Origin of the sequence: Streptomyces sp. NBC_00390, assembly GCF_036057275.1 — a bacterium.
Classification (GTDB): domain Bacteria; phylum Actinomycetota; class Actinomycetes; order Streptomycetales; family Streptomycetaceae; genus Streptomyces.
Genome location: NZ_CP107945.1, coordinates 7,127,845 through 7,151,451, shown reverse-complemented (window position 1 = coordinate 7,151,451; position 23,607 = coordinate 7,127,845). Strand labels below are relative to the sequence as shown.

General features: G+C 70.6%; 22 protein-coding genes and 2 riboswitches. Of the genes, 8 read left to right on the top strand and 14 right to left on the bottom strand.

The genetic code is table 11. The features are described 5' to 3' along the window. Positions 1-23: 23 nt before the first annotated feature. A complete protein-coding gene (locus OHS70_RS31700) occupies positions 24-929 on the bottom strand; it encodes a LysR family transcriptional regulator (protein ID WP_328403086.1) in 906 nt (301 codons plus the stop codon). A 74-nt stretch (positions 930-1,003) separates the two neighbouring features. Here OHS70_RS31700 and OHS70_RS31695 point away from each other — a divergent pair, with 74 nt between their 5' ends. Continuing rightward, positions 1,004-2,044, top strand: a complete 1,041-nt coding sequence (locus OHS70_RS31695; protein WP_443062684.1) for a DMT family transporter — start codon at positions 1,004-1,006, stop codon at positions 2,042-2,044. Here the strand turns inward: OHS70_RS31695 and OHS70_RS31690 are convergent. After that, positions 2,035-3,366 (bottom strand): aminotransferase class I/II-fold pyridoxal phosphate-dependent enzyme, encoded by a 1,332-nt coding sequence (locus OHS70_RS31690; RefSeq protein WP_328403082.1) that lies wholly within the window; start codon positions 3,364-3,366, stop codon positions 2,035-2,037. The genes OHS70_RS31695 and OHS70_RS31690 overlap by 10 nt on opposite strands. Positions 3,367-3,401: 35 nt before the next feature. Between OHS70_RS31690 and OHS70_RS31685 the strand changes: the two genes are divergently transcribed. Next, a complete protein-coding gene (locus tag OHS70_RS31685; protein WP_328403080.1) occupies positions 3,402-4,055 on the top strand; it encodes a pyridoxamine 5'-phosphate oxidase family protein in 654 nt (217 codons plus the stop codon). A 226-nt stretch (positions 4,056-4,281) separates the two neighbouring features. Here OHS70_RS31685 and OHS70_RS31680 read toward each other — a convergent pair whose 3' ends face one another. From OHS70_RS31680 to OHS70_RS31670, 3 genes are all read right to left on the bottom strand, one after another. After that, positions 4,282-5,229 (bottom strand): DMT family transporter, encoded by a 948-nt coding sequence (locus OHS70_RS31680; protein ID WP_328403078.1) that lies wholly within the window; start codon positions 5,227-5,229, stop codon positions 4,282-4,284. A gap of 195 nt (positions 5,230-5,424) precedes the next feature. Next, positions 5,425-6,447, bottom strand: coding sequence for an EamA family transporter (locus tag OHS70_RS31675; protein WP_328403076.1), 1,023 nt, complete (start codon positions 6,445-6,447; stop codon positions 5,425-5,427). Positions 6,448-6,478: 31 nt separating this feature from the next. After that, a complete protein-coding gene (locus tag OHS70_RS31670) occupies positions 6,479-7,057 on the bottom strand; it encodes a Clp protease N-terminal domain-containing protein (RefSeq protein WP_443062683.1) in 579 nt (192 codons plus the stop codon). A 250-nt stretch (positions 7,058-7,307) separates the two neighbouring features. On the opposite strand from OHS70_RS31670, the gene OHS70_RS31665 reads away from it, so the two are divergent. Continuing rightward, entirely contained in the window at positions 7,308-7,736 is a 429-nt protein-coding gene (locus OHS70_RS31665; protein ID WP_328403072.1) for a type II toxin-antitoxin system Rv0910 family toxin, read from the top strand. A 74-nt stretch (positions 7,737-7,810) separates the two neighbouring features. Here the strand turns inward: OHS70_RS31665 and OHS70_RS31660 are convergent, their stop codons facing one another. Next, a complete protein-coding gene (locus OHS70_RS31660) occupies positions 7,811-8,413 on the bottom strand; it encodes a PadR family transcriptional regulator (RefSeq protein WP_328403070.1) in 603 nt (200 codons plus the stop codon). Between the two features lie 138 nt (positions 8,414-8,551). On the opposite strand from OHS70_RS31660, the gene OHS70_RS31655 reads away from it, so the two are divergent. Next, the gene (locus OHS70_RS31655) at positions 8,552-9,373 is read left to right on the top strand and encodes a PhzF family phenazine biosynthesis protein (RefSeq protein ID WP_328403068.1); all 822 of its coding nucleotides are present in this window, start codon (positions 8,552-8,554) and stop codon (positions 9,371-9,373) included. A 75-nt stretch (positions 9,374-9,448) separates the two neighbouring features. Here the strand turns inward: OHS70_RS31655 and OHS70_RS31650 are convergent, their stop codons facing one another. Then, positions 9,449-10,204 (bottom strand): CPBP family intramembrane glutamic endopeptidase, encoded by a 756-nt coding sequence (locus OHS70_RS31650; protein ID WP_328403066.1) that lies wholly within the window; start codon positions 10,202-10,204, stop codon positions 9,449-9,451. Between the two features lie 223 nt (positions 10,205-10,427). Here OHS70_RS31650 and OHS70_RS31645 point away from each other — a divergent pair, with 223 nt between their 5' ends. Continuing rightward, positions 10,428-12,227, top strand: coding sequence for a substrate-binding domain-containing protein (locus OHS70_RS31645; protein WP_328403064.1), 1,800 nt, complete (start codon positions 10,428-10,430; stop codon positions 12,225-12,227). Here the strand turns inward: OHS70_RS31645 and OHS70_RS31640 are convergent. Continuing rightward, a complete protein-coding gene (locus tag OHS70_RS31640) occupies positions 12,218-13,729 on the bottom strand; it encodes a glutamate-cysteine ligase family protein (RefSeq protein WP_328403062.1) in 1,512 nt (503 codons plus the stop codon). The genes OHS70_RS31645 and OHS70_RS31640 overlap by 10 nt on opposite strands. Positions 13,730-14,209: 480 nt before the next feature. On the opposite strand from OHS70_RS31640, the gene OHS70_RS31635 reads away from it, so the two are divergent. Both OHS70_RS31635 and OHS70_RS31630 read left to right on the top strand, forming a co-directional pair. Further along, positions 14,210-14,797, top strand: a complete 588-nt coding sequence (locus OHS70_RS31635; protein WP_328403060.1) for a hypothetical protein — start codon at positions 14,210-14,212, stop codon at positions 14,795-14,797. Between the two features lie 297 nt (positions 14,798-15,094). Then, positions 15,095-15,292 (top strand): DUF5999 family protein, encoded by a 198-nt coding sequence (locus tag OHS70_RS31630; protein WP_328403058.1) that lies wholly within the window; start codon positions 15,095-15,097, stop codon positions 15,290-15,292. 86 nt (positions 15,293-15,378) lie between these two features. On the opposite strand, the gene gcvP is transcribed toward OHS70_RS31630, so the two are convergent. Further along, on the bottom strand, positions 15,379-18,264 hold the full coding sequence (gene gcvP, locus OHS70_RS31625) for an aminomethyl-transferring glycine dehydrogenase (RefSeq protein WP_328403056.1): 2,886 nt from the start codon (positions 18,262-18,264) through the stop codon (positions 15,379-15,381). A 61-nt stretch (positions 18,265-18,325) separates the two neighbouring features. Further along, positions 18,326-18,441, bottom strand: a riboswitch (glycine riboswitch). After that, positions 18,442-18,539: riboswitch (glycine riboswitch) on the bottom strand. Between the two features lie 114 nt (positions 18,540-18,653). Between gcvP and OHS70_RS31620 the strand changes: the two genes are divergently transcribed. Next, positions 18,654-19,037 (top strand): PRC-barrel domain-containing protein, encoded by a 384-nt coding sequence (locus OHS70_RS31620; RefSeq protein WP_328403054.1) that lies wholly within the window; start codon positions 18,654-18,656, stop codon positions 19,035-19,037. Here the strand turns inward: OHS70_RS31620 and OHS70_RS31615 are convergent. The 5 genes from OHS70_RS31615 to OHS70_RS31595 all read right to left on the bottom strand — a co-directional run bounded on the left by OHS70_RS31615 (position 18,947) and on the right by OHS70_RS31595 (position 23,538). Next, positions 18,947-20,431 (bottom strand): DNA polymerase IV, encoded by a 1,485-nt coding sequence (locus OHS70_RS31615; RefSeq protein WP_328403052.1) that lies wholly within the window; start codon positions 20,429-20,431, stop codon positions 18,947-18,949. The two genes, OHS70_RS31620 and OHS70_RS31615, sit on opposite strands and share 91 nt — an antisense overlap. 79 nt (positions 20,432-20,510) lie before the next feature. Then, positions 20,511-21,041 carry a MerR family transcriptional regulator gene (locus OHS70_RS31610; protein ID WP_443062682.1) on the bottom strand — a complete coding sequence of 177 codons (531 nt, stop codon included), beginning with the start codon at positions 21,039-21,041 and terminating at the stop codon, positions 20,511-20,513. A 233-nt stretch (positions 21,042-21,274) separates the two neighbouring features. Next, positions 21,275-21,748, bottom strand: coding sequence for a bifunctional nuclease family protein (locus tag OHS70_RS31605; RefSeq protein ID WP_026281837.1), 474 nt, complete (start codon positions 21,746-21,748; stop codon positions 21,275-21,277). 53 nt (positions 21,749-21,801) lie between these two features. Further along, entirely contained in the window at positions 21,802-22,548 is a 747-nt protein-coding gene (gene ftsR, locus OHS70_RS31600) for a transcriptional regulator FtsR (protein WP_328403044.1), read from the bottom strand. 42 nt (positions 22,549-22,590) lie between these two features. Continuing rightward, a complete protein-coding gene (locus tag OHS70_RS31595; RefSeq protein WP_328406054.1) occupies positions 22,591-23,538 on the bottom strand; it encodes an FHA domain-containing protein in 948 nt (315 codons plus the stop codon). Positions 23,539-23,607: the final 69 nt, after the last annotated feature.

Here is a 23,607-nt window from a genome sequence, read left to right as displayed (position 1 = left end):
TCGTCTTGTCAGCTGACCCGGTATCAGCTGTCCCCCGCGCACGCGGCCCGCCGCAGCGCGTCGGCAGCCGCCCTGATCGACGGCCTGCGGTCGGCGTCCGTGCGCCACACGGCGTACACATGCCGGCGCATGTGCTGGCGTACGGGTACGAGCGCGACGCCGTCCGGGACGGGACCGCGACCGAGCCGTGGCGCGACGCAGACACCGAGTCCGGCGGCGATGAGCGCGAGCTGGGTGTGGTGCTCCCCCGCCAGATGCGTGATGCGCGGCTCGAAGCCCTTGGAGCGCAGGGTGAACACCAGCCAGTCGTGACAGAACTCGCCCTCGGGCCAGGAGACCCACTCGTCGTCGGCGAACTCCTCGAGGTCCACCGCCGGCCGCCCGGCCAGCGGGTGATCGAGGGGCATGGCCACATCGGGCACGTCGTCGAGCAGATGCGCCTGCGTGAGGCCGCCGGGCACCGGCAGCCGCTTGTTGCTCCAGTCGAGCACGACGGCGAGGTCGAGGTCACCCCTGAAGACCTCCCGGATGCCGCGCTCGGGCTCCAGTTCCAGGGACTGCACCCGCAGATCGGGATGAGACCGGCGCAGTTCGGAGATCGCCGACGGGAACAGGCCGCGCGCGGCGGTCGGGAAGGCCCCGATCCTGACCTCTCCGACCACCTGTCCCCGCTGGGCCTCGATGTCGGACTGCGCGAGCTCGACCTGCGACAGGATCCGCGCGGCATGGTCGGCGAGCAGCTGACCGGCGTCGGTGAGGCGTACCCCCCGGCCGTTCTTGGCCAGCAGCTGCTGGCCGACCTCCCGCTCCAGCTTCGCCAGTTGCTGCGAGACCGCCGAGGTCGTGACATGCAGTCCGTCGGCGGCCGCGCTCACCGAGCCGTGCCGCGCGAGTGCGTCGAGTGTGCGCAGGCGCTCCAGATTCAACATGTAAGCAATACTAATCGAACGGCTCAAACATTTCTCGCTTGTGCTACGAGGTTGATGCCTGGATCGTAGAGGTCATGAGCATCGCAACTCCTCCCCGGGGCGCACCCGCCCGCATCCGTACCACCCCGACCGACTCCACTCGGGCCGCTTCCTGCCCGGACGTACCCGCCCGGCACCGGCGGGGCGTCGACTGGCGTATCCGCTTCGCGGTGCTCTCGCTCGTCTGGGGCTTCAGCTTTCTGCTCATCAAGGTGGGGACCGGCGCCTTCGCCCCCTTCCAGGTGACCCTCGGCCGGCTCTTCTTCGGCACCGCGGTCCTGGCCGTCGCGATCGCGGTACGCCGGGACCGGCTGCCGCGGGGTCTGCGCACCTGGGCCCATCTGGCGGTCGCGGCATTCCTGCTCAACGCCCTGCCGTTCTCGCTGTTCGCCTACGCGGAGCTGACGATCCCCTCGACGCTCGCCGGTATCTGCAACGCCACCTCACCGCTGTGGGGCATGGCCCTGTCGCTCGTGGCGCTCTCCGAGGACCGGCCGACCAGGCGCCGGGTCGCAGGGCTCGGCATCGGGTTCCTCGGTGTGCTCACCGTGCTCGGGGCCTGGCAGGGTTTCTCCGGCCTGGACGGGCGCGGGACGTCGATGGCGCTGCTCGCCTCGCTCAGCTACCCGGTCGGCTGGATCTACGTCCGCCGCACACTGGCCGGGACCGGGTACTCGAACCTGTCGCTGACCGGCACCCAGCTGGGTCTCGCGATGGTCCAACTCGCGATCGTGACCCCGTTGTTCACCTCGTTCCCGGGCTCTTTCCCCGTCGTGCCGCTGCTCGCGGTGGTCGCGCTCGGCGCGCTGGGGACAGGACTCGCGCTGCTGATGCAGTACGGCCTGGTCGTCGAGGTCGGCCCGACGACCGCGCAGATGGTCACGTACTTCATCCCGGTCATCGCCACGGCGGCCGGGGTCGCGCTCCTCGACGAGCCGCTCAGCTGGAACACGCCGGTCGGCGCGCTGATCGTGCTGGCGGGCGCGGCACTCACGCAGAGCCGGGCAAGGGCCGCCCGGCCGGTGCGGACGGCGCCCGCCGGCGGCGGTGAGGGATCGGGCAGCGGTCAGCCGTGACTGCGCACCGGCATCGGGCCGACCGCCGAGGCCACGGCCGCGGCGAGCGGCTCGATGTCGGCCTCGGTCAGAGCGGAGACCGTCAGCCGTACGGCCGGGGGTGCGGAGATCCGGAACCGCGCCCCGGGAGCGACCGCCCACCCCGCGTGCAGCAGCCGCGCCACCGCGCCGGTCTCGTCGGGAACGGGCACCCAGACGTTCATCCCGCTGCGCCCGTGGGCCGGAACGTCCCGCCGCGCGAGGGCCTCGACGAGTGCGTCGCGCCGGTCCGCATAGGCGCGGGCGACGGCGAGCGGATCGACCGCACCCGACGCCCAGAGCTCGGCGACCGCCCGCTGGAGCAGCCTGCTGACCCAGCCGGGGCCGAGGCTCTGCCGCCCGAGCACCCGGTCGACGGTCACGGCGTCACCGGTGAGCACGGCCACACGCAGATCAGGGCCGTACGCCTTGGCGGTGGACCGTACGAACGCCCAGTGATCACTCACCCCGGCGAGCGGATGCAGCGGCTGGTCGACGATGGCGTGGCCGTGGTCGTCCTCGATGAGCAGCGTGCCCGGGAACCGGGCGAGGACGTCACGCAGGTGGCGGGCGCGCTCCCGGCCGACGACCGCGCCGGTCGGGTTCTGCGCCCGGTCCGTGACCACGATCGCGCGGGCTCCGGCCGCCAGCGCCCGCTCCACCTCACCGGGCAGCGGGCCGTCGTCGTCGAGCGCCACCGGCAGGGCTCTGAGACCGAGGGCCGGCACGAGGTCGAGCACGCTCCCCCACCCCGGATCCTCCACGGCGACCGCGTCGCCGGGCTTGAGATGCGCGGCCAGTACGCGCTCGATGGCGTCGAGGGACCCGGAGGTGGCGGCGAGCGGCCCGGGCGGTACGCCGTCGGCGTCCATGGCCTCCCGGGCCAGCCGGGCGAACGCGGGGTCGAGGGGCGACCGTCCGTACAGAACGGGCGACTCGGCGTTGTGCCGGGCCGCCGCGGCGAACGCGTCGTGCAGCGGCGGCAGCAGGGCCGTGTCCGGGTTTCCCTCGCCGAGATTCCGTACGCCCGGCGGCGCGTCGACCCTGATGGAGCCGCGCGCGGTACTGGCCGGGCGGGGGCGGATGCGACTGCCCCTGCGGCCGGCAGTCTCGATGACTCCGCGCTCGCGCAGCGTGCGGTAGGCGGCGGCGACGGTGTTCGGGTTCACGCCGAGGTCCAGTGCCAACTCCCTCATGGGTGGAAGCAGTTGGCCCGGTTCGAGGTCTCCCGAGCCGACGCCGCGCTCGACGCTCGCGGCAATCTCCGCTGCGCGGCGCCCGATAATCCGATACTCTCCTAGCACAAACTAGATTATGCACTAGTGCAATGGAGTTTGCAATGTCCTACGAGCCGACCGCCCGCACGGTCCCCACCCGCGCCAGGGAACGCGCGTCGTACGACCGGGAGCTCGTGCACGCGATACTCGACGAGGCCTACGTCTGCCATCTCGGCTTCGTACGGGACGGGGCTCCGGTCGTGCTGCCGACGCTCTTCGCCCGGGTCGGCGAGACGCTGTACGTCCACGGCTCGACGGGCTCCCGCCCCTTGCGCATGACGGGGGAGGCGGATCCGGGGCTGCCGGTCTGCCTGACGGTGACCCACGTCGACGGCCTGGTGCTCGCGCGCTCCGCGTTCCACCACTCGCTCAACTACCGCTCGGTGGTGGTCCACGGCACGGCGCACCAGGTCACCGACCCGCACGAGAAGCGGGCGGCTCTGGACGCCCTGGTCGACCACGCGATCCCCGGCCGCTCCGCCGACTCCCGCCCGGCGAACACCAAGGAACTGGCGGCAACGGCGGTCATCCGCCTGGACCTCACCGAGGTCTCGGCCAAGACCCGCACCGGCGGCCCGAACGACGACCCCTCGGACCTGTCGCTCCCGCACTGGGCGGGGGTCGTCCCGGTCGCCCCGGCCTACGGCCCGGCCGTCCCCTCGGCGGACCTCCCGGCCACGACGGCGGTACCCGCGTACGTGACGTCCCGCGCGTAACCGCCGTCCGGCCCTGCCCCCGGCCGGGCCGGGCCGCCGCGAGGGTGGCGCGGGAAGATCCGCCGGGACGGCTCGGGTTTCCTGCGGACTCGCGGCCCGCAGACCGGGGTCCCGCAGCAGGGGTCGCTGAGGCCTCCCGCAGTCCCGCACCACGCATGCGGACACGGTCGGGGACCGAGCCGCCCCGCCCGGGTACAGCGCGCCCGAAGGACGCGGGTCCGCGGCGCTACGCCGGCACGAGCGCGCGCCGTCGCAGCGCCGCGCCCCTGGCCTCTGCCACCGCGAGACCCGTAACCGCCGACAGCAACAGCAACGTCCCCGCCACCGTCGCCGCCGTCAGGCTCTCGTCCAGGACCGTCACCGCGATCAGTGCCGCGCTCACCGGCTCCAGAAGCATGATCACCGAAACGGTCGCCGCGCGGACCACGGCCGCGCCCGCGAAGTACAGGGCGTACGCCAGCGCCGTCGGCACGGCGGCCACGTACACCAGCAGCCACACCACGCGCGCCGGATCAGCCGTGTGGGGCAGCAGCCCCTCGCCGACCGCCATCGGCAGCAGCCCGACCGATCCGATCGCGAACGCCCACGCCGTCGTCGACAGCGAGTCGCCGCCACCCCCCTCGCGCCCCAGCCACCGGGTCAGCAACGTGATCGCCGAGTACCCGGCCGCCGACAGCACCGCGAGCGCGACGCCGACCGGCCGCACCGTGGCACCGTCACTGCCGAGCACCAGCACACCGAGGCCGGCGAGCGCGCCTGCGACGGCGAGGGTGCCGCCGCGCCCGAGCCGCTCACCCATGGACAGGCGCGCGCCGAGGGCGATGAGCACAGGGCCCGTGCCCAGCGTGACGACGGTGCCGACCGCGAGCCCGGTCGCCTCGACCGCAGCGAAGTACGCACTCTGGAAGACGGTGAGCCCCACTCCCGTGGCGGCGATACGCACCAGCCGGCGGCGCCGCGGCTCCGCCGCGACCGCTGTCGCGGCTCTGGCACGGGAGCGTCGCCGTACCGCAAGCACCGCGAGCAGCAGCGCCAGACCGCCCACGCAGCGCCAGAACGACAGCGCGAGCGGTCCGAGGTCGCTCACCGCGAAGACGAGGGAGGCGGCCGCGCCCGCGGTCCCCCACGCGACTCCGGCCAGGATCAGATAGACGAGACTCCGGCCGACAGGCATGGCGGCAGCAGGAGATGAAGAATGAATCGACACGTGACTTCTCCGTGTGAAGAACTGAAGGGCTGGTCGCTCGGCTCCGTCACGCGGGCAGCGACAAACCGCTCGGGGACACCCCGAGCCAGGTCTTCGTCACAGATGGGCCGCCCGCGCTAAGCGGCAGGCGGCGGAAGTACGGTCTTGTGCATGATCGGCACCCTATGCCGTGGGCTGTCGGGCCGCCAACTCGGCCCCCGGGCGCACGCCGTCGCCGACGCTCTCGTGCGCACCGCCCGCAGCCGGCGGCCCACCCGAGGCAACCGGCCCGGACGGCGCCTTCGGTGCCTGCGACTGCGCGATGAAGGCACCGGCCAGCACCAGCGCACCTCCCACGATCTGCGGTGCCGACAGGTGCTCACCCAGCAGCACCCACGCCAGCACGGTCGCCACGACCGCCTCGAGACAGGCCACCACTCCCGCGATCTGCGGTGAGAGCTTGCGCACCGAGACGACCCCGGTGACATAGGCAAGCACGGTCGCGACGAGCACGACCCAGCCGAGGAGCAGCGCCGCGGGGACCTCCGTCCCGCTCATGTCCGCACTGCCGCCCAGCAGCGCCCAGTCCATGGACCACGGCCGGGCCACGAGCGTGAGGACCGCGGCGCCGACGAGAAGTCCGTACGCGATGACCCCGAGCGGGTCGGCCGCGTCGTCGCCGCCCGTGCCGTGGTCGGCCAGGACGAAGTAGCTGACCTGGCAGCACGCGGCCCCCAGCGCCAGCAGCAACCCGAGCGCGTCGAAGCCGAGTCCCGACCAGACCTGGACGACGCAGGCGAGACCGGCGACGGCGAGTGCCACGCCGACCGCCGCGGCCCGGGTGACGGGCCGGCGCTGGACGAAACGGATCCAGCCGAGGAGCAGCGCCGGGCCGAGGTATTCGATGAGCAGCGCGACGCCGACAGGAATCCGGGAGATCGCGGCGAAGTAGCAGGCCTGGACGCCGGCCACGGCCAGCAGGCCGAACCCGGCCAGCAGCGCGGGCTTGCGCACCACCAGCGCCCGGTGGCGCCAGGCCACGGGCAGCATGATGAGAGCGGAGCCGGCCACTCGCAGCCAGACGACATGCAGCGGGTCGAGCCCCGCTTCGATCAGCGGCTTGGCCGCGACACCTGATCCACCGAACGCGAACGCCGAGCCAAGGGCGAGTCCCAGGCCGGCGCTCCTTCCCTGAGACGCACGCATTGGCACATCATGTCAGGCCGAGTCAGGACCGTCACCCGGGTGACACATGTCGAGACCTGCCCGATATCCGCTCTGCCAGCAGGTTCGTGTCGACCCCGGCCCGCCGCAGCACTTCGACCGCCCGGCACCGGGGGTCCACGGCGATGCAGGCGAGCACATCCGTGCCCCTCACACGCGCATCGCCGCGCAGCCCGGCCCGGGCGAACGCACCCTCCATGGCGGCCACCGCCGACGGCGACCAGCCCGACCCCGAATCCACCCCCGGACGGGCCGGACTCCCTGCCGCACTTCGCCCCTCCCGCAGTACCGGAACCGGACCGGAGTCCTCGACCGAGCTCTGCCAGCGCAGCCCGTAGCCGATGCTGCGCTGCACGAGGTAGCCGAGCACGCGCGCGATCCGGGAAGCGTCTCCGACGGCGGCCCGCACCTCGGGGTCCGACTCCATCAGGGAGTGGAGCAGATGGGCCGTGTCGATCTGCCGGTCGCCGTCCCTGAGCGCCCGTCTGCGCGCACCGGCGACCACCGAGGCCAACTCCTCGGTGAGTACGCCTTCGACGGCTGCACGGAGAGGGGTGGTCTGGGCAGGCACCCGCGGGACCGGACTTTGCACAGGTCCCACCTCATCAGTTCGCGGCCGCTCCGGCGTCCCCGCGGGGAATCATTTCCGCCTCCCACCGAGGTTGCGGACGCGCAGCCGGCCCGTCCACCTTACGGATGAGATCGGGACATGTTCCCCCTCCGGGGCGCGCCGCCTTGCCGTATCTCCGCGCGGCGCAATCTGACTGTTCATCAGTATTGAATGTTCCGGCACCTGCAGCTACGTTCCGCGACACCGAAACCCGACCCGAAGGGGTGGTCGCATGGCCGAAGTCAGCGCAGAGGCACGTATCGAGGCGCCCGCCGGGAAGGTCTGGGCCCAGCTGACGGACTTCGACTCGTACGGCCGGTGGAATGCGACCCACACCAGCTTCCCCCAGGGCGGTCCGGACATCCTGGCGGCGGGCTCCACGTTCGCGGAGAACATGAAACTGATGGGCTTTCCCGCCGAAGTGACATGGACCATCGAGGAGTTGGAAGCGGAACGGGTGTTCGCCATCAAGGGCAAGGGCCCGATGTCCGTCAACGTCGGCACCCGGTACGTCCTCACCCCGGACGGGGACGCCACCACAGTGCGCATCGACGGGGAGTTCACCGGCGCCGCGGTGTCGCTGATGGCCGGCAAACTCAAGGATTCGGCAACCGCGGCGCTCAACGAGTCGCTGCGCAAGCTCGGCGGCCTGGTGACCTGACCACGCACAGGAGCAGGGGCCCGCACGGGACCCCTGCTCCTGTCAGAGCCGGCTCGGCGCTCGTCCCGGACGGCTCAGTGCTCGTCGGCGAGGATCAGATACAGCTTCTTGCGTGCTTCGTTGATGACGCCCACGGCCTTCTGCCGCTGCTCGGCGCTACCGGTCTTCCAGACCTGGCCGAACGCCTCCATCAGACCGAATCCGGCCTGCCGGATCTCGTTGACCGTGTCCCAGTCGACGCCGCGCCCGGCCTCTTCCCAGGGAGCCTCCGGCCCCGACTGGGCCTCGGTGCGCCCGGCATCGGTGAGCGTGAACAGCTTCTTGCCGCCCTCACTCTCGCTGACGATCAGCCCCTCGTCCTCGAGCAGCTGAAGCGTCGGATAGACCGAGCCGGGACTGGGCTTCCAGGCCCCGCCGCTGCGCTCGCCGATCTCCTGGATCATCTCGTAGCCGTGCATCGGGCGGTCCTTGAGCAGGGCAAGGATCGAGGCACGCACATCACCGCGCCGCGCGCGCCCCCGGCCGCCGCCGCGACCGCGCCCGCCCCCGAAAGGTCCGCCGAAAGGTGGCCCCCAGGGCCCGAACGCCGCACGTCGCGCCTCGTACTCACCGTGACCTTGATGGCCGGGCCCGCAGTGCCCATGACCCCGACCGTGTTCGTGTCCATGTGAACGCATCGCTACGCTCCCTCCATCGTTGATCTGTCGCGATGCGTCAACGATATATCGGAATGTGTCGCCTGACAAGACTCGATCGGTCCAACGACCTCGAATTGGCCTTGGCCTGCGGCTTTGCCGGACCTCTACGGTCACTGCATGCGGATTCGAATCGTCGACGCCTTCACCGACCGCCCCTTCACGGGCAACCCCGCCGGAGTCCTGCTGCTGGACTCCGACGGCTTCCCGGACGACTCCTGGCTCCAGCACGTGGCGACCGAGGTGAATCTCTCGGAGACCGCGTTCTGCCACCCGCTGCCCGCCCACGGCGAGGCGGACTGGGCGCTGCGCTGGTTCACCCCGGCCACCGAGGTCGACATGTGCGGCCATGCCACGCTCGCCGCCGCCCATGTCCTGCACACCACGGGCACCGCGAGCGGCACGGTCCGCTTCGCGGCGCGCTGCGGCATCCTCACCGCCACCGCCCACCCGGACGGAACGATCACCCTCGACTTCCCCACGTCGCCGCTCACCGCCGTCGAGATCCCCGAGGGCCTTGCCGAGGCCCTCGGCGCGAAGGCGGTGTCCGTCCACGACACCGGCGTGCACATCGGCGACCTGCTGGTCGAGGTGGCCGACGAGCGGACCGTACGGGGTCTGAGGCCCGACTTCGCCGGGCTCATGGCGCTGTCCGAGCGCGGCATCATCGCCACAGCCGCGGCCGCGGACCCCTCGGCCGGTTACGACTTCGTCTCGCGCGGCTTCTTCCCCCGGGTGGGCATCGACGAGGACCCGGTCACCGGCAGTGCGCACACGGCTCTTGCGCCGTACTGGTCCGACCGGCTCGGACGCGACGAGCTGACCGGTCTGCAGGCCTCGGCCCGCTCCGGCCTGGTCCACACCGCCCTGCGCGGCGATCGCACACTGCTCACCGGCCGGGCCGTGACCGTGATCGACGGCGAGCTGCTCACGGCACCCTGACCGGTGCTGCCCACGTAAGCGTGAGGGGCGTACGGCCGCGGCCGTACGCCCCTCGTCCTGCTCATCACGCCGCTCTCATGGCGTGGGCAGCCACCCCACCTTCCCGACCAGCAGCCCGTAACCGACGAAGGCCACGATGTCGAGCAGCGCATGCGCGGCGACCAGCGGCCCGACCCGCCCCCAGCGCCGGTACAGCAGGACGAAGACGGCGCCCATCACCATGTTGCCGACGAAGCCGCCGATGCCCTGGTAAAGGTGGTACGAGCCGCGCAGCACCGAACTCGCGGCCAGTGACCCCATCGGCGACCACCCCAACTGGTCCAGCCTGCGCAGCAGATACCCGACGACGATCACCTCCTCCACGACGGAGTTCTGGATCGCCGAGAGGATCAGCACCGGGTACTTCCACCACACATCGGGCAGCGACTCCGGCACCACGGTGAGATTGGCCCCCGACGCCCGGACCACGAGATAGAACACGAGCCCCACGCTGCCGATCCCCGCGGCGACCAGCGTGCCCCGCCCGAGGTCCTGCCAGGGCCTGCTGCGGTCGAAGCCGATCGTCCGCATCCCGCCGGCCCGTTCCCGGTACAGAAGGTGCGCCACCAGCGCGACCGGAACGAGGGCCGTGGTGATCCCGAAGAGCTGCCAGGCGAGATCCAGCCAGGGCCGCCCGGGGGCGAACGAGCTGTTGAGGTTTGCCGCCTGCTCTTTCAGACCACCCGGTTTCGTCACCGAGCCGACAAAGCTGATCAGCGACGACATCGCACTCGCCCCGAGCGAGAGTGCGAGGACGAGCGCGGTCTCGGACCTCAGGATCCTTCGCGACATACCCTCCTGAGGGAGAGAACCAGCCACGCCACCTGCCTCCGCCTGCACCACTGCCTCCAGTTGAGTAATCCCGCCTCATGCTCATCTTCGCCCCGCTAGGGTCTCGAAAGCAGTTACGAAGATCGCGCACAACGAGCCGGGGGACACACGTCACGCGATGACGCTGGTCCCCTTTTTCTTGCACGTCGCACGTCGCACATCGCACAAGGAGGGGCACCACCGCATGGGACGTCAAAGCTTGCCCGACGACGGAGCGACGGACTCAGGCAGGTCCCGCCGGCCGCACGCGCGCCGGCGCTCGGTCGCCCTCGCCGCGATGCTCGTCCTCGCCGTGGCAGCGGGGACGGGGGTCGCGGCGCAGACCGGCCTGCTGTCCTTCACCGGCTCCTGCGAGGACACTGCCGTCGAGCTGGACCTGGTCGCCTCCCCGGACATCGCACCCGCCGTGCGCGAGATCGCCGACCGCGCCCGTGAGGACCGGGTCACCTCGGACGGTCAGTGCATGGACGTGCAGGTCAGCGCCCGCGAGAACCATCAGGTGGCGCAGGAACTGGCGACGGGCGGCAACGACCGCGGCTACGAGGTGTGGCTGCCCGACTCGGCGATCTGGGCGGAGCGCGCCCAGGGCACGGGCGGCGGCGTCCCGCTCACCGCCGCCGGCAATGTCGCGGCCTCCCCTGTCGCTCTCGCAACGCTTCCGTCGGCCGGAAGCAGGCTGGGCTGGCCGGCCAGGACGTACACCTGGGCACAGCTGACGGCGTCGGCCACCGCCACGGACGATTTCCGCCTCGGCGCCGCCGATCCGGCCCGCAGCGCCACGGGTCTGCTGGCCCTCACCAGTGTCGCGCGCTCGGCGAAAGCAGCCGGCTCGAAGGGGGACACGACCGTGGCGGCCACGGCCAGGCTGCTGTCCCGCCGGGTGTCGGCGACGGACGCGCGCGCCGCGCGCACGCTCGCCGGGGCCGACTCCGGCGTGTCAGCCGGCGACCCGACACGCAACCAGGCCGTCTTCCTCTCCGAGCAGGCGGCCTTCGCCTTCAACTCGGACGCCGACGTGGCGGCGCCGAAGCTCGCGCTCTTCTACCCGACGGATGTCGCGCCGCTGCTCGACTACCCGTACCACCTGGTCGACGAGTCACGCCTGAGCACCGACGAGAGCCGGGCGGCGACACGCTTCATGGCGCTGCTGGCGGAGCCGGAGTCACGCCGCACACTCGACAGGAGCGGCTTCCGGGCGGCGGACGCCACGGCCGGCCCGCGGGTCGTGGGTACGGCGGGCGGGCGGCCACCACAGCGGTACGCGGCCGCGGGCCGGTCGGAGCCGCTCTCACCGGACGTCCTGGAGGAGACGCTCGGCATGTGGACGATCACCGTGCAGAGCGCCCGGCTGACCGCGGTCGTCGACATCACGGGCTCGATGCAGACCCCGGTGCCCGGCCGTGGCGGCAGGACCCGGCTGGACGTCACCGAGGCATCCCTGCGCCGGACCATGGACCGGTTCTCCCCCGACGACGAACTCGGGCTGTGGGAGTTCGCGACCGGCCTGGACGGAGGGCAGGACTTCCGCGAGCTGGTGTCGACTCGCCCGCTGGGCCCGGCAGGCAAGGGAGGCGGAGCCCAGCGGGCGCGGCTGTCCAAGGCCTTCGACGAGCTGAAGACCGTGCCCAACGGAGCGACCGGCCTGTACGACACCACGCTCGCGCTGTACGAGAAGGCCCGGGCCGGCTATGTACCGGGCAAGCTCAACGCACTTGTCGTGATCACCGACGGCACCAACGACGACCGGTTCAGCATCTCCCGCAGCGCGCTGATCTCCGGGCTGAAGAAGCTCGGTGATCCCAAGCACCCGCTGCCGGTGATCGCCATCGCCGTCGGGACGGAGACCGATCTGCAGGAGATCGAGCAGATCGCCGAGGCGACCGGCGGCGCGGGCCACCAGGTCGCCGACCCCTCGGAGATCCAGGGTGTGATCCTCGAGGCGATCGTGGAGATCGGCCGGCGGGCCCCCGCGGATCAGGACTGAGGCCCCGGGAAGCCCACCGGCCAGGTGTGCACGGGCTCCCCTTCGTGCATGAGCTCGACATAGCGACGGGTGGTGGCCGCGAGCGCCGCGTCCCGTTCCAGTCCGGCCTCCAGCGCCCGGTGGTACGTCTCGGCCTGCCACGATGCTCCGTTCACCCGGCGCCGGCACCTCTCCTCGATCACGCCCAGATACAGATCGCGGTCGGCGGGCTCGATGTGCCATGCGTCGAGCCCGGCCGCCGCCAGTGGCAGCAGCTCGTCGCGGATCAGTTTCACGGCGGGCACCGTGGTCATACCGCCACCCCGGCCGGGCCGCGGCCAGACGAGCTCGGCGTCGATGCCGTGACGGCACGCGGTGTCGAAGTTCTCGGCGGCGGTGGTGAACGGCAGCCGTGTCCACACCGGGCGCGACTCCTCGGCGAGGGCCCGCACCAGCCCGTAGTAGAACGCGACGTTGGCCATGACGTCGGTCACCGTAGGACCGGCGGGCAGGACACGGTTCTCCACCCGCAGGTGGGCGACCCCGTCGACGACGCCGTACACCGGCCTGTTCCAGCGGTAGACCGTGCCGTTGTGCAGGACGAGCTCCTGCAGCCTCGGTGTGCCGCCGTCGTCGAGGACCCTCAGCGGATCCTCGTCGTCACAGATCGGCAGCAGGGGCGGGTAGTAGCGCAGATTCTCCTCGAAGAGGTCGAAGGCCGAGGTGATCCAGCGCTCGCCGAACCAGGTACGCGGGCGCACTCCCTGCGCCTGAAGCTCGGGCGGGCGGGTGTCGGTGGACTGCTGGAACAGCGGCGGGCGGGACTCGCGCCACACCTCCTTGCCGAACAGGAAGGGCGAGTTGGCACCGATCGCCACCTGCACCGCGGCCACCGCCTGCGCGGCGTTCCACACATCGGCGAAGCGTCCCGGTGTCACCTGGAGGTGCAGCTGGACCGAGGTGCAGGCGGCTTCGGGGGCGATGGAGGCCGACGTGCAGGTGAGGTGTTCCACGCCGGATATGTCGAGACTGAAGTCCTCGCCCCGTGCGGCGACGATCTGGTCGTTGAGCAGCATGTAACGGTCGACGTCGGAGAGGTTCGCGGTGACCAGGTCATGCTGGCGCAGCGTCGGCAGAATTCCGATCATCACAATTCCGGTGCCGGCTTCCTGTGCCTTGCGGTGCGCATACCCCAGACCGGTGCGCAGCTCTTCGGCGAGCTGATCGAGCACACGTCCGCCCAATCGGTGCGGCACGATGTTCACTTCCAGATTGAACATTCCCAGTTCGGTCTGGAAATCAGGACTCGCTATGCGCTCCAGCACCTCCGCATTCATCATGCGTGGCATGCCGTCGGCACCCGCGAGATTCAGCTCTATCTCGAGCCCCATCAGATTCTTGGGCCGATCGAACCTCTTCTCTGCCAGGAGTCGCTCCAGCCCCGCCAGGCACTGCTGCAACTTCCGCCGGTATCTCTGCCGATCGGACAGGTCGAACCCGCCTGCCACGACCTTCTCCCCCATCGAAGCGTCCCTCCTCGAGTGGGCAGCCACGCAGCATCGGCCGCTCGTGTACGGACGATAATGCCCAGACTCTCTGATCCATAACGCCCGCACGGCCGCCCCGTGGCCGATAGTCTGGGACTTGGCGGTCAGTGGGCACATTCCCGCGGCATGGCGCAGGCGTCACTTTCCGCCACCCGGCACCCGGCGTACCACCGATCAGTTTCGGCCTACCGCTCCTTCGGTGAATCCGCAGGCCGCAGCTCCGCGTTCGTTTAAATCAGCATGAATTGCGGCAGAAGAAGGACCGATAGTGACCTTGCCGGTAATACGGGCGACGGCTAGCGGAAACACTGCCTGAACACGTGTCGTATAAACTCCGTGGACGAGGCAGAGAGTTGGCGCCCGGTGGCCTTCCGGCCTTCCTCTGGCCCCGCACGCGACAGTGCCGTCCGCACCTGCCCCGCTTCACCCTGTCTCTTGAGTGAGAGGCGACCCACCATGCCGCTGCATGTTCCCCCGGCTCCCGCGCCTGCCCTGCGCAGCGTCCTCGCGGCTCTCCATTCCCCCACAGCCGTCAGCGAGGCCCGCACCCCGGCCCTGAGGTCCGTCCAGGGACCCCTGTGCCCCGAACTTCCGCTCCCGGTCCATGTGCTGGACCAGATCGTCCCGAGCGGCCACACCCCCTACACCCGCCTCGCCGGCTGGCGCTTCCTGATCCGCAGCGGCGACCGTGCCGTGGCGGCCGCGGACACGATGCTGACGGCGGACGGCTGGACCTTCTCGCACTTCTTCGAGGGTCCGTACCTGAGCTCAACGGAACGGGCCCTGCGCCAGGCAGAGTCGCTGGCCACCGACTTCCAGCCACGTCTGCTGTCCATCCCGGAGCTCTACATGCTCACGCTCTGGCTGCACGGCAACACTGACAGTGACGCATCGGCCGGCACACCGCTGCCCACGGACGTGCTGGTGCCACTGGCACCGGCTCCGCCGGGTATCGCCGCGCACCTGCCGCACCGTGTCGCGGATCTGCTCCCGGTGATGACCATGAGGCTGACTCCCGCACCGCTGCTCGGCTCTCCCGCCTGACAGCCGGCAGGCCACCCGCCTTCGCGCCCCGCAACCATCCGGTCGCGGGGCGCAGGCATGACCACCCGGACTAGCCCGGCCGGGCCATCCGGAACCACCCGAAAGGACAGCCCAGTTGAGCTGAACCGTCCGCGTGGGTGATACGTCATTAAGCAGTAAGGAACTGCTGCCGCGAAATCCCTGCGGAATTACTCCCGTGGGGCAACACTGGGATCGGACCGACAGATACGGGGGGCGGCGATGAACAGCTCATCAAGCCGCAGGACACTCGACACAACGCAGCGAAAGAACCCACCCATGTGCCAGCACCAGCCACCCTGCCCCACCTCCGACTCCGCCGACCGGGAGGCGGCCCGCCTCGTGGCGCACCACCCCGAGCAGGGTTGGAGCCTGCTGTGCAACGGTGTCCTGCTCTTCGAGGACACCGGTGAGCTGCTGCCGGACGGACAGATCATCGCGCCGCACCGGCCGCGGCAGGCCATGACCGCCGCCTAACGCGGCCGGACACGACAGGGGCCGGCCCGGAGGTTTCCCTCCGCACCGGCCCCGATGCATGTGCACCCGCTCAGGCGGGGTCTGCCTCAGTTGTCGTACTCGTCCAGCGGCGGGCAGGAGCAGACAAGGTTGCGGTCACCGAACGCCCCGTCGATCCGGCGCACCGGCGGCCAGTACTTGTCCACGGCGCTCACGCCGGCCGGGAAGACCGCCTCGTCACGGCTGTAGGCATGCTGCCACTCACCGCCGAGCGCGGCCGCCGTGTGCGGCGCGTTGCGCAGCGGGTTGTCGTCGGCGGGCCACTCGCCCGACGCCACCTTCTCGATCTCGCCGCGGATCGCGATCATCGTTTCGCAGAAGCGGTCCAGCTCGGCCAGGTCCTCGCTCTCGGTGGGCTCGATCATCAGCGTGCCGGCCACCGGGAACGACATCGTCGGCGCGTGGAAGCCGTAGTCGATCAGCCGCTTGGCGATGTCGTCGACGCTCACCCCGGTCGCCTTGGACAACGGGCGCAGGTCCACGATGCACTCGTGCGCGACCAGCCCGGCCGGGCCGGTGTACAGCACCGGGTAGTGCGGCTCGAGGCGCTTGGCGATGTAGTTGGCCGCGAGTACGGCCACCTGGGTCGCCCTCTTGAGTCCCTCGCCGCCCATGAGGCGGACGTACGCCCAGGAGATCGGCAGGATGCCCGCGGAACCCCACGGGGCGGCCGAGATCGGGCCCACCCCCGTCTCCGGGCCCGCGGTGGGCTGGAGCGGGTGGTTCGGCAGGTACGGGGCGAGGTGCGCACGCACACCGACCGGGCCGACGCCCGGCCCGCCGCCGCCGTGCGGGATGCAGAAGGTCTTGTGCAGGTTCAGGTGCGAGACGTCGCCGCCGAACTTGCCCGGCTTGGCGAGGCCCACCAGCGCGTTGAGGTTGGCGCCGTCGACGTACACCTGGCCGCCGGCCTCGTGCACCTGGGCGCAGATGTCGGCGACGTGCTCCTCGAACACACCGTGCGTGGACGGGTAGGTGATCATGAGCACCGAGAGTTCGTCGCGGAACTGCTCGATCTTGGCGCGCAGGTCCGCCACGTCGATCTCGCCGTCGTCGGCGGTCTTCACCACGACCACCTTCATCCCGGCCATCACCGCGCTGGCGGCGTTGGTGCCGTGCGCGGAGGACGGGATGAGGCAGACGGTGCGCTGGTCGTCGCCGTTGGCGCGGTGGTAGGCGCGTACGGCGAGGAGGCCGGCAAGCTCGCCCTGCGAACCGGCGTTCGGCTGGATGGACACCTTGTCGTAGCCCGTGACCTCGGAGAGACGCTCCTCCAGCTCACGGATCAGGGTGAGGTAGCCCTGTGCCTGCTCGACCGGCGCGAACGGGTGCATCTGGCCGAACTCCGGCCACGTCACCGGCTCCATCTCGGTGGTCGCGTTCAGCTTCATGGTGCAGGAGCCGAGCGGGATCATGCCGCGGTCCAGCGCGTAGTCACGATCGGCGAGGCGGCGCAGGTAGCGCAGCATCGCGGTCTCGGAGCGGTGCTGGTGGAAGACCGGGTGGGTGAGGACCTCGTCGCTGCGCAGCAGGCCGGCCGGCAGCGCGTCGGCGATCGCCGCGTCGAGCGCCTCGATGTCGCCCTGCACGCCGAAGGCGGCCCACACGGCGGTCAGCTGTGCCCGCCCGGTGGTCTCGTCACAGGCGATGGAGACGTGGTCGGCGTCCGCGAGGTGCAGGTTGACGCCGTTCTCGCGGGCGGCGGCCACGACATCGGCGGCCTTGCCCGGTACCCGGACGGTCAGCGTGTCGAAGTACGAGCCGTGCACGACCTCGACGCCGCCGGCGCGCAGTCCCTCGGCAAGGACGGCCGCGTAGCGGTGGGTGCGCAGGGCGATCGCCCTCAGGCCCTGCGGGCCGTGGTAGACGGCGTACATGCCTGCCATCACGGCGAGCAGCACCTGGGCGGTGCAGATGTTACTGGTGGCCTTCTCGCGGCGGATGTGCTGCTCGCGGGTCTGCAGGGCCAGGCGGTATGCCTTGTTGCCGTCCGCGTCCACGGAGACGCCGACGAGGCGGCCGGGGAGGCTGCGGGCGAACTTCTCGCGGACGGCCATGTAGCCGGCGTGCGGGCCGCCGAATCCCATCGGGACGCCGAAGCGCTGGGTGGTACCGACCGCGATGTCCGCACCGAGCTCACCCGGTGAGGTGAGCAGCGTCAGCGCCAGAAGGTCCGCCGCGACGGTGACGATCGCACCGATCCCGTGGGCCTGCTCGATGACCGGCCCCAGGTCCCGTACGGCACCGGAGGCGCCCGGGTACTGCAGCAGGACGCCGAAGACGCCTCGCTCGGCGATCTCGGCCGGGATGCCGTCGCTCAGGTCGGCGACGACGACCTCCACGCCGGTCGGCTCGGCGCGGGTCTCGATCACGGCGACGGTCTGCGGCAGAGTGTCCGCGTCGACCAGGAAGACGCCGTCCTTGACCTTGCCGACCCGACGGGCCAGCGACATGGCCTCGGCGGCCGCCGTCCCCTCGTCGAGGAGAGAGGCGCCGGAGGTGGGCAGACCGGTCAGATCGGCGACCACGGTCTGGAAGTTCAGCAGCGCCTCGAGACGGCCCTGGGAGATCTCCGGCTGGTACGGCGTGTAGGCGGTGTACCAGGCCGGGTTCTCCATGACGTTGCGCAGGATGACCGGCGGCGTGAAGGTGCCGTAGTACCCGAGTCCGATCATGGGAGCGAGGACCTGATTGCGGTCGGCGAGCGCCTGCAACTCGGCGAGCACCTCGGCCTCGGTACGGGCATCGGGGAGATCGAGCGCCTCCGCGCTCTTGATCACATCCGGGACCGCGGCGGCGGTCAGCTCGTCGAGCGACCCGTAACCGACCTGCGCCAGCATCTTCGCCTGGGCCTCGGCATCAGGGCCGATGTGGCGCTGTTCGAAGGGGGTGCCCCGCTCCAGCTGGGAAAGCGGAATCCGGTTGGCGGTCATATGGGAGGCCTCCTGGTCTTGAACGACCTGCGAGGGGCATCGCGGCACGGATGCCCGGACGGCCTCCCCCTCTGTCATCTCAACCTGAGAGTTTCACCGGACGCCCACGGGCCGTCCGGCTTTCACCGTCGGTGAGAGCGGATGCCGTCCGACACTCGCCCTGCTTTCCAGAGTGACCTCTCCCGTGCGGTACAGGGGCCTGAGAGATTCCGGGGAGGATTTGCTCCTTCGGCGCCGCCGGCACTTTCACCGGAGGACTCTCCCGCACAGGGTCAGCAGCCGCTAGCCAGCCTACCAGCGCGCCTCCTCGCCGATCGCTCAAGTGGCCGACACCCGAGATGTAGCCTTTCGTAGTCCTTACAGATCAATTGCGACCTGTTGGAGGGACCGTGCAGACCGACATCGATCCGCGCAGCCTGATCGGCCGCAAGGCGTTCGACCGCAACGGCACCAAGATCGGGACCGTCGACGAGGTGTATCTGGACGATGCCACAGGCGTACCCGAATGGGCGGCCGTGCGCACGGGCCTGTTCGGGCGCGATGCCTTCGTCCCGCTGGAGCCCAGCGAGGTCGTCGACAACACCCTCCGTGTCCCCTACGAGCGCGCACTGATCAAGGACGCACCCGACTTCGGCGTCGGCAGACACCTCTCGCCCGAGCAGGAACTTCAGCTCTACCACCACTACGGGCTCGACATCTCCTCTCCGCCCGAGACGCCCGCCCCCTCGTCGGGGGACCCGTCCTTCGGGCGGGTCTCCGGCCAGGAGGACTGAGCCGGCGCGGGCGACGCCACCAGCGGCAGCGGGTCCGACGGCTCCAGATCGGGGTCGTCGATCCGGAACGTGCGCACGCGTCCGGGCGCCGAGCCGGGCTCCTCGAAACGCACCGTGACCCGGCCTACGCCGCTGCCCTGGACCCAGCCCGCCCCGTACAGGGCGTGCCGCACATCATGTCCGGCCGCCCAGCGGCGCTCGGCGGGCAGCTCGGGCGCGCTCGCGCCGTGGTCCTGCCCCAGGCCCTCCGGCCGCCCGCCCTGCCCCCCAGCGGCCGCCTCGGACTCCTCCGGTGCGGCTCCCCCGTCGCCGTGGTCCTCGGCGGCGGCCTGGGCGAACAGGTCCTCCTGCGTGTAGTCCGTGAGCCCGGTGACGCCCACCCCGAGCAGTCGTACGCCTCCGGTGGTGTCCACGGCCTCCAGCAGCCGTCCTGCGGCCTCCCGCACCACTGCCGGATCGTCCGTCGGCCCGCGCAGCGTCTCCGAGCGCGTCAGCGTCGAGAAGTCGAACCGCCGCACCTTCAGCACGATGGTCCGTCCCGAGTGTCCGGACGCCCGCAGCCGGCGCACACAACGCTCCGCCAGCCGCTCGACCTCCATGCGCACCCGCACCCGGTCGTGCAGATCCACGTCGAAGGTGTCCTCCACCGAAACCGACTTCGCGTCACGCTCGGCCACCACCGGCCGGTCGTCATGGCCGAGTGCCATCCGGAACAGCGAGGTCCCGTGCGCCCTCCCCAGCAGCCGTACGAGCTCGTCCTCGCCTGCCTCCGCGAGCTCCGCCACGGTCGTCATGCCGGCACGCCGCAGATGCTCCCCCGTCGCCGGCCCCACGCCCGGCAGCGTCCGCACGGACATCGGCCCCAGCAGCTCACGCTCGGTGCCCGGCTCGATGAGCACCAGACCGTCGGGCTTGGCCTGCTCCGAGGCGATCTTGGCGATCATCTTGGACCCGGCGAGACCTACGGAACCGGTGAGCCCGGTCACCGCCCTGATGTCCGACCGCAACCGCTCACCGGTCGCCCGCGCCGACGCGGAGTCGTCCGCCGTTCCCCCCGCCTCGAGGTCGACGAACGCCTCGTCCAGGCTCAGCGGCTCCACCAGGGGCGAGAGCGTGCCCAGCAGCTCCATCACCTGCTCGCTCACCGCGCGGTACAGGGAGAAACGCGGCACCAGATACGCCGCGTTCGGTGCCAGCCGTCTGGCCTGCGCCATCGGCATCGCCGAGTGCACACCGAAGCGTCTGGCCTCGTACGAAGCGGTGGCGACGACGCCGCGGGGCCCGAGCCCGCCGACGACGACCGGCTTCCCGCGCAACGAAGGCTTCGCCGCCTGTTCGGCAGCGGCGAAGAAGGCATCCATGTCCAGATGCAGAATCGTCGGCGCGGTTCTCACACCACCGATGCTGCCTCACGCCACTGACACGGCGCCGGTGACAACGCCCGCACTCCGCGTTCGGACGGGCGTGGTGCGTTCAGACGGCGCGGTCGCGCCGCCGCCTGGCCAGTTCGTCCATGGGGTTGTTCCCGACGAGGGTCTCCCCGGTGTCGACACGCTCCCCGTGCAGTTGCGACAGCGCGGCCTCGACATCGCGCCAGACGACACCCACGGCGATCCCGAAGATCCCCTGGCCGCCCTGGAGCAGATCCACGACCTCGTCGGGCGACGAGCACTCGTAGACCGTCGCACCGTCGCTCATCAGCGTCATTCGTTCGAGATCGCGGAACCCGCGGTCCTGCAGGTGCTGCACCGCGGTACGGATGCTCTGCAGGGCGACGCCGGTGTCCAGAAAACGTTTGACGATCTTGAGGACGACCACATCGCGAAAGCTGTAGAGCCGCTGCGTGCCCGATCCGTACGCCGACCGGACGCTCGGCTCCACCAGGCCCGTACGCGCCCAGTAGTCGAGCTGACGATAGGTGATGCCGGCCGCCGCGCACGCGGTGGGCCCTCGGTAGCCGATGGTGTCGGCGGAGGGTTCGGCCGCGCTGCTGTGAAGCGGCACCGGCCCGCCTTCTACCGGACTGCGTCCGGTGCCGCCCCCAGCCGTACTGTCGCCGCTGCTTCTCACGCCGACCTCCGTCCTTGACCTGCCTCCTCGACGGTAGGCAGTCACCAGGGGTGCGTCAACGATCGCCACACTCGGCACGCCGAGTGATAATCACCCTGAGAGTGGTTTCTCGTGCCCCGATCCGGGGAAAGGCTACTCGAATGCGCCGAGGCGGGGCGGCCACACCATCACTGGCTGCTGGAGCCGAAATCCTCGGGCGAGATCTGGTCGAGGAACTCGCGGAACTTCTCCACCTCGTCCTCCTGCTCGTCCGGGATCGCGATACCGGCGTCGTCGAGCACCCCGTCGCTGCCGTAGATCGGCGTACCGGTGCGCAGCGCCAGCGCTATGGCGTCCGACGGCCGGGCGCTCACCTCGACCCCACTGGCGAAGACCAGCTCCGCGTAGAACACGCCCTCACGCAGATCCGTGATGCGGACCTCGGTGAGCTCCTGCCCGACGGCCTCCAGCACGTCCTTGAACAGGTCGTGCGTCAGCGGCCTGGCGGGGGCCATGCCCTGCTGCGCGAAAGCAATGGCGGTCGCCTCCCCTGGACCGATCCAAATAGGGAGGTACCTGTCGCCTCCCACTTCACGCAGGAGCACGATCGGTTGGTTCGAGGGCATTTCGACCCGGACACCCACAACGTCGAGCTCGTTCACACAGCAACCCTAGGACGTGCCCGACCGGTTTGGGTAGTCGGGCTCCCCCATGATCAGTGCAGCCGGACCCCGAGAGCGGTCTGCACCAGGGCGGCGTGGAGCCGTACGGACAGCGCCGCAAGCTCCCTGGTCGTCGCCTCGGCATGCGCTCTGGTCTGCGGATTCCGATGCCGCCGAAGGGGTGCCACCACCTGCTCGACCAGGCCGGCGTCGCGTTCGGCGGAGGCCTTCATCGCTCTCAGATGTCGAGGTTCGAGACCGAATCTGCCCAGATCCGCGACCAACCGGGCGACGGTGATCGCCTCGGAGTCGTATCCGCCGTCCTCGTCGGGCGTGAGCAGGCCGTACGACTCCCACTCGGCGAGATCCTCTTCGCCGGACTCGGCGGCGGCCAGCAGCTCCGCACGGCCGATCCGGGCGGCAGTGGGGCGCTCGCCCTCCGCAGGGTCCCAGGTTCCGTCGAACAGCTCCCGCTGCGGGCCCTGCGCGGGCAGCTGAAGGGGCTCACCGCGCTCCAGGGCGTCCAACTGCTCCCGGATCACCTTGAGGGGAAGATAGTGGTCGCGCTGCATCCGCAGCACCAGCGCGAGCCGCTCGACGTCCCTTGCGGTGAACTTGCGGTACCCGGACGGCGTCCGGCGCGGTTCGACGAGCCCCTCGGTCTCCAGGAAACGGATCTTGGAGATCGTGACCTCGGGAAACTCGTCACGCAGCTGGGCGAGCACCGTGCCGATGCTCATCAGCGTGTCGCCCCCGGTGGCGGTGCCGTGGCCGGCACCGCCCGTCGGTGTTCGCAGCATGGACCTTCCTTGGGGTCCCCCCGGACGGAGTCCGGGGGAGGGTCACACGCCCCGCTGGCTCGCGTAGAAGACCAGCCGGTACTTGCCGATCTGAACCTCGTCACCGTTCGCCAGGACCACCGAGTCGATCCGCTCACGGTTGACGTATGTGCCGTTCAGGCTGCCGACATCGGCGACGCTGAAGAGGCCTTCCGGGCTCCGGCGGAATTCCACGTGCCGCCGGGAGACCGTCACGTCGTCGAGGAAGATGTCGCTCTGCGGGTGACGGCCGGCCGTGGTCAGGTCGCCGTCCAGCAGGAAGCGGCTGCCCGAGTTCGGACCGCGGCGCACCACGAGGAGCGCCGAGCCGAGCGGCAGGGCATCGACCGCGGCCTGGGCCTCCGGGGAGAGCGAAGGAACCGCGGTCTGGCCCGTCACCTCCGAGTCGTAGGCCTCGATACCGGAGATGGAGATGGTCGAGGTCGTCTCCGAGGGGCGCTCCGCCGCCGCTCCGCGAAGCGGCGCACCGCAGTTGGAGCAGAACCGGCCGGCCTCGGTGTTCCGGTGTCCGCACCTCGTACAAACCGGCAAGCCCGCCATGGACGGATCCTCCTGCCCCGACTGTCCCGCGTGAGGATTGGTGGCATACGGATCGGAGGAAAACCCTCCACCCGTACTTGAGGTTGATGGTTCTCCGAAACCTATGCGGCCGGAACCTGCAGGGTCAACAGACGACGCGCCCTGTCCGCCCGAATTGTCACCGCCCGGACCAGTGACCTCGTCCCGGAACAGCGGGCGGTCGGCGCCCTGATCCTCACTCTGGCCATGGCGCGGCGCGCGATGTCTCGCGTTGCCGCCGTCCTCGCGCGCGCTCTTGCCGAACCACTTCGAAAACAACTTCACGGGCGTTTCCCCTTGACCGAAATAGACCCGCCCGTGGGGCAGGACGACCTCTCGACGACCACACCTGCCGACCCGGACACCTTCACAACGTCCGTATCCGTCAGACAGTTTCCACCACGCACCACATGTGTGGCGCGTCGCCCCCCTGCATGCTTATGCCCTGGTCCGGCAGCCTTC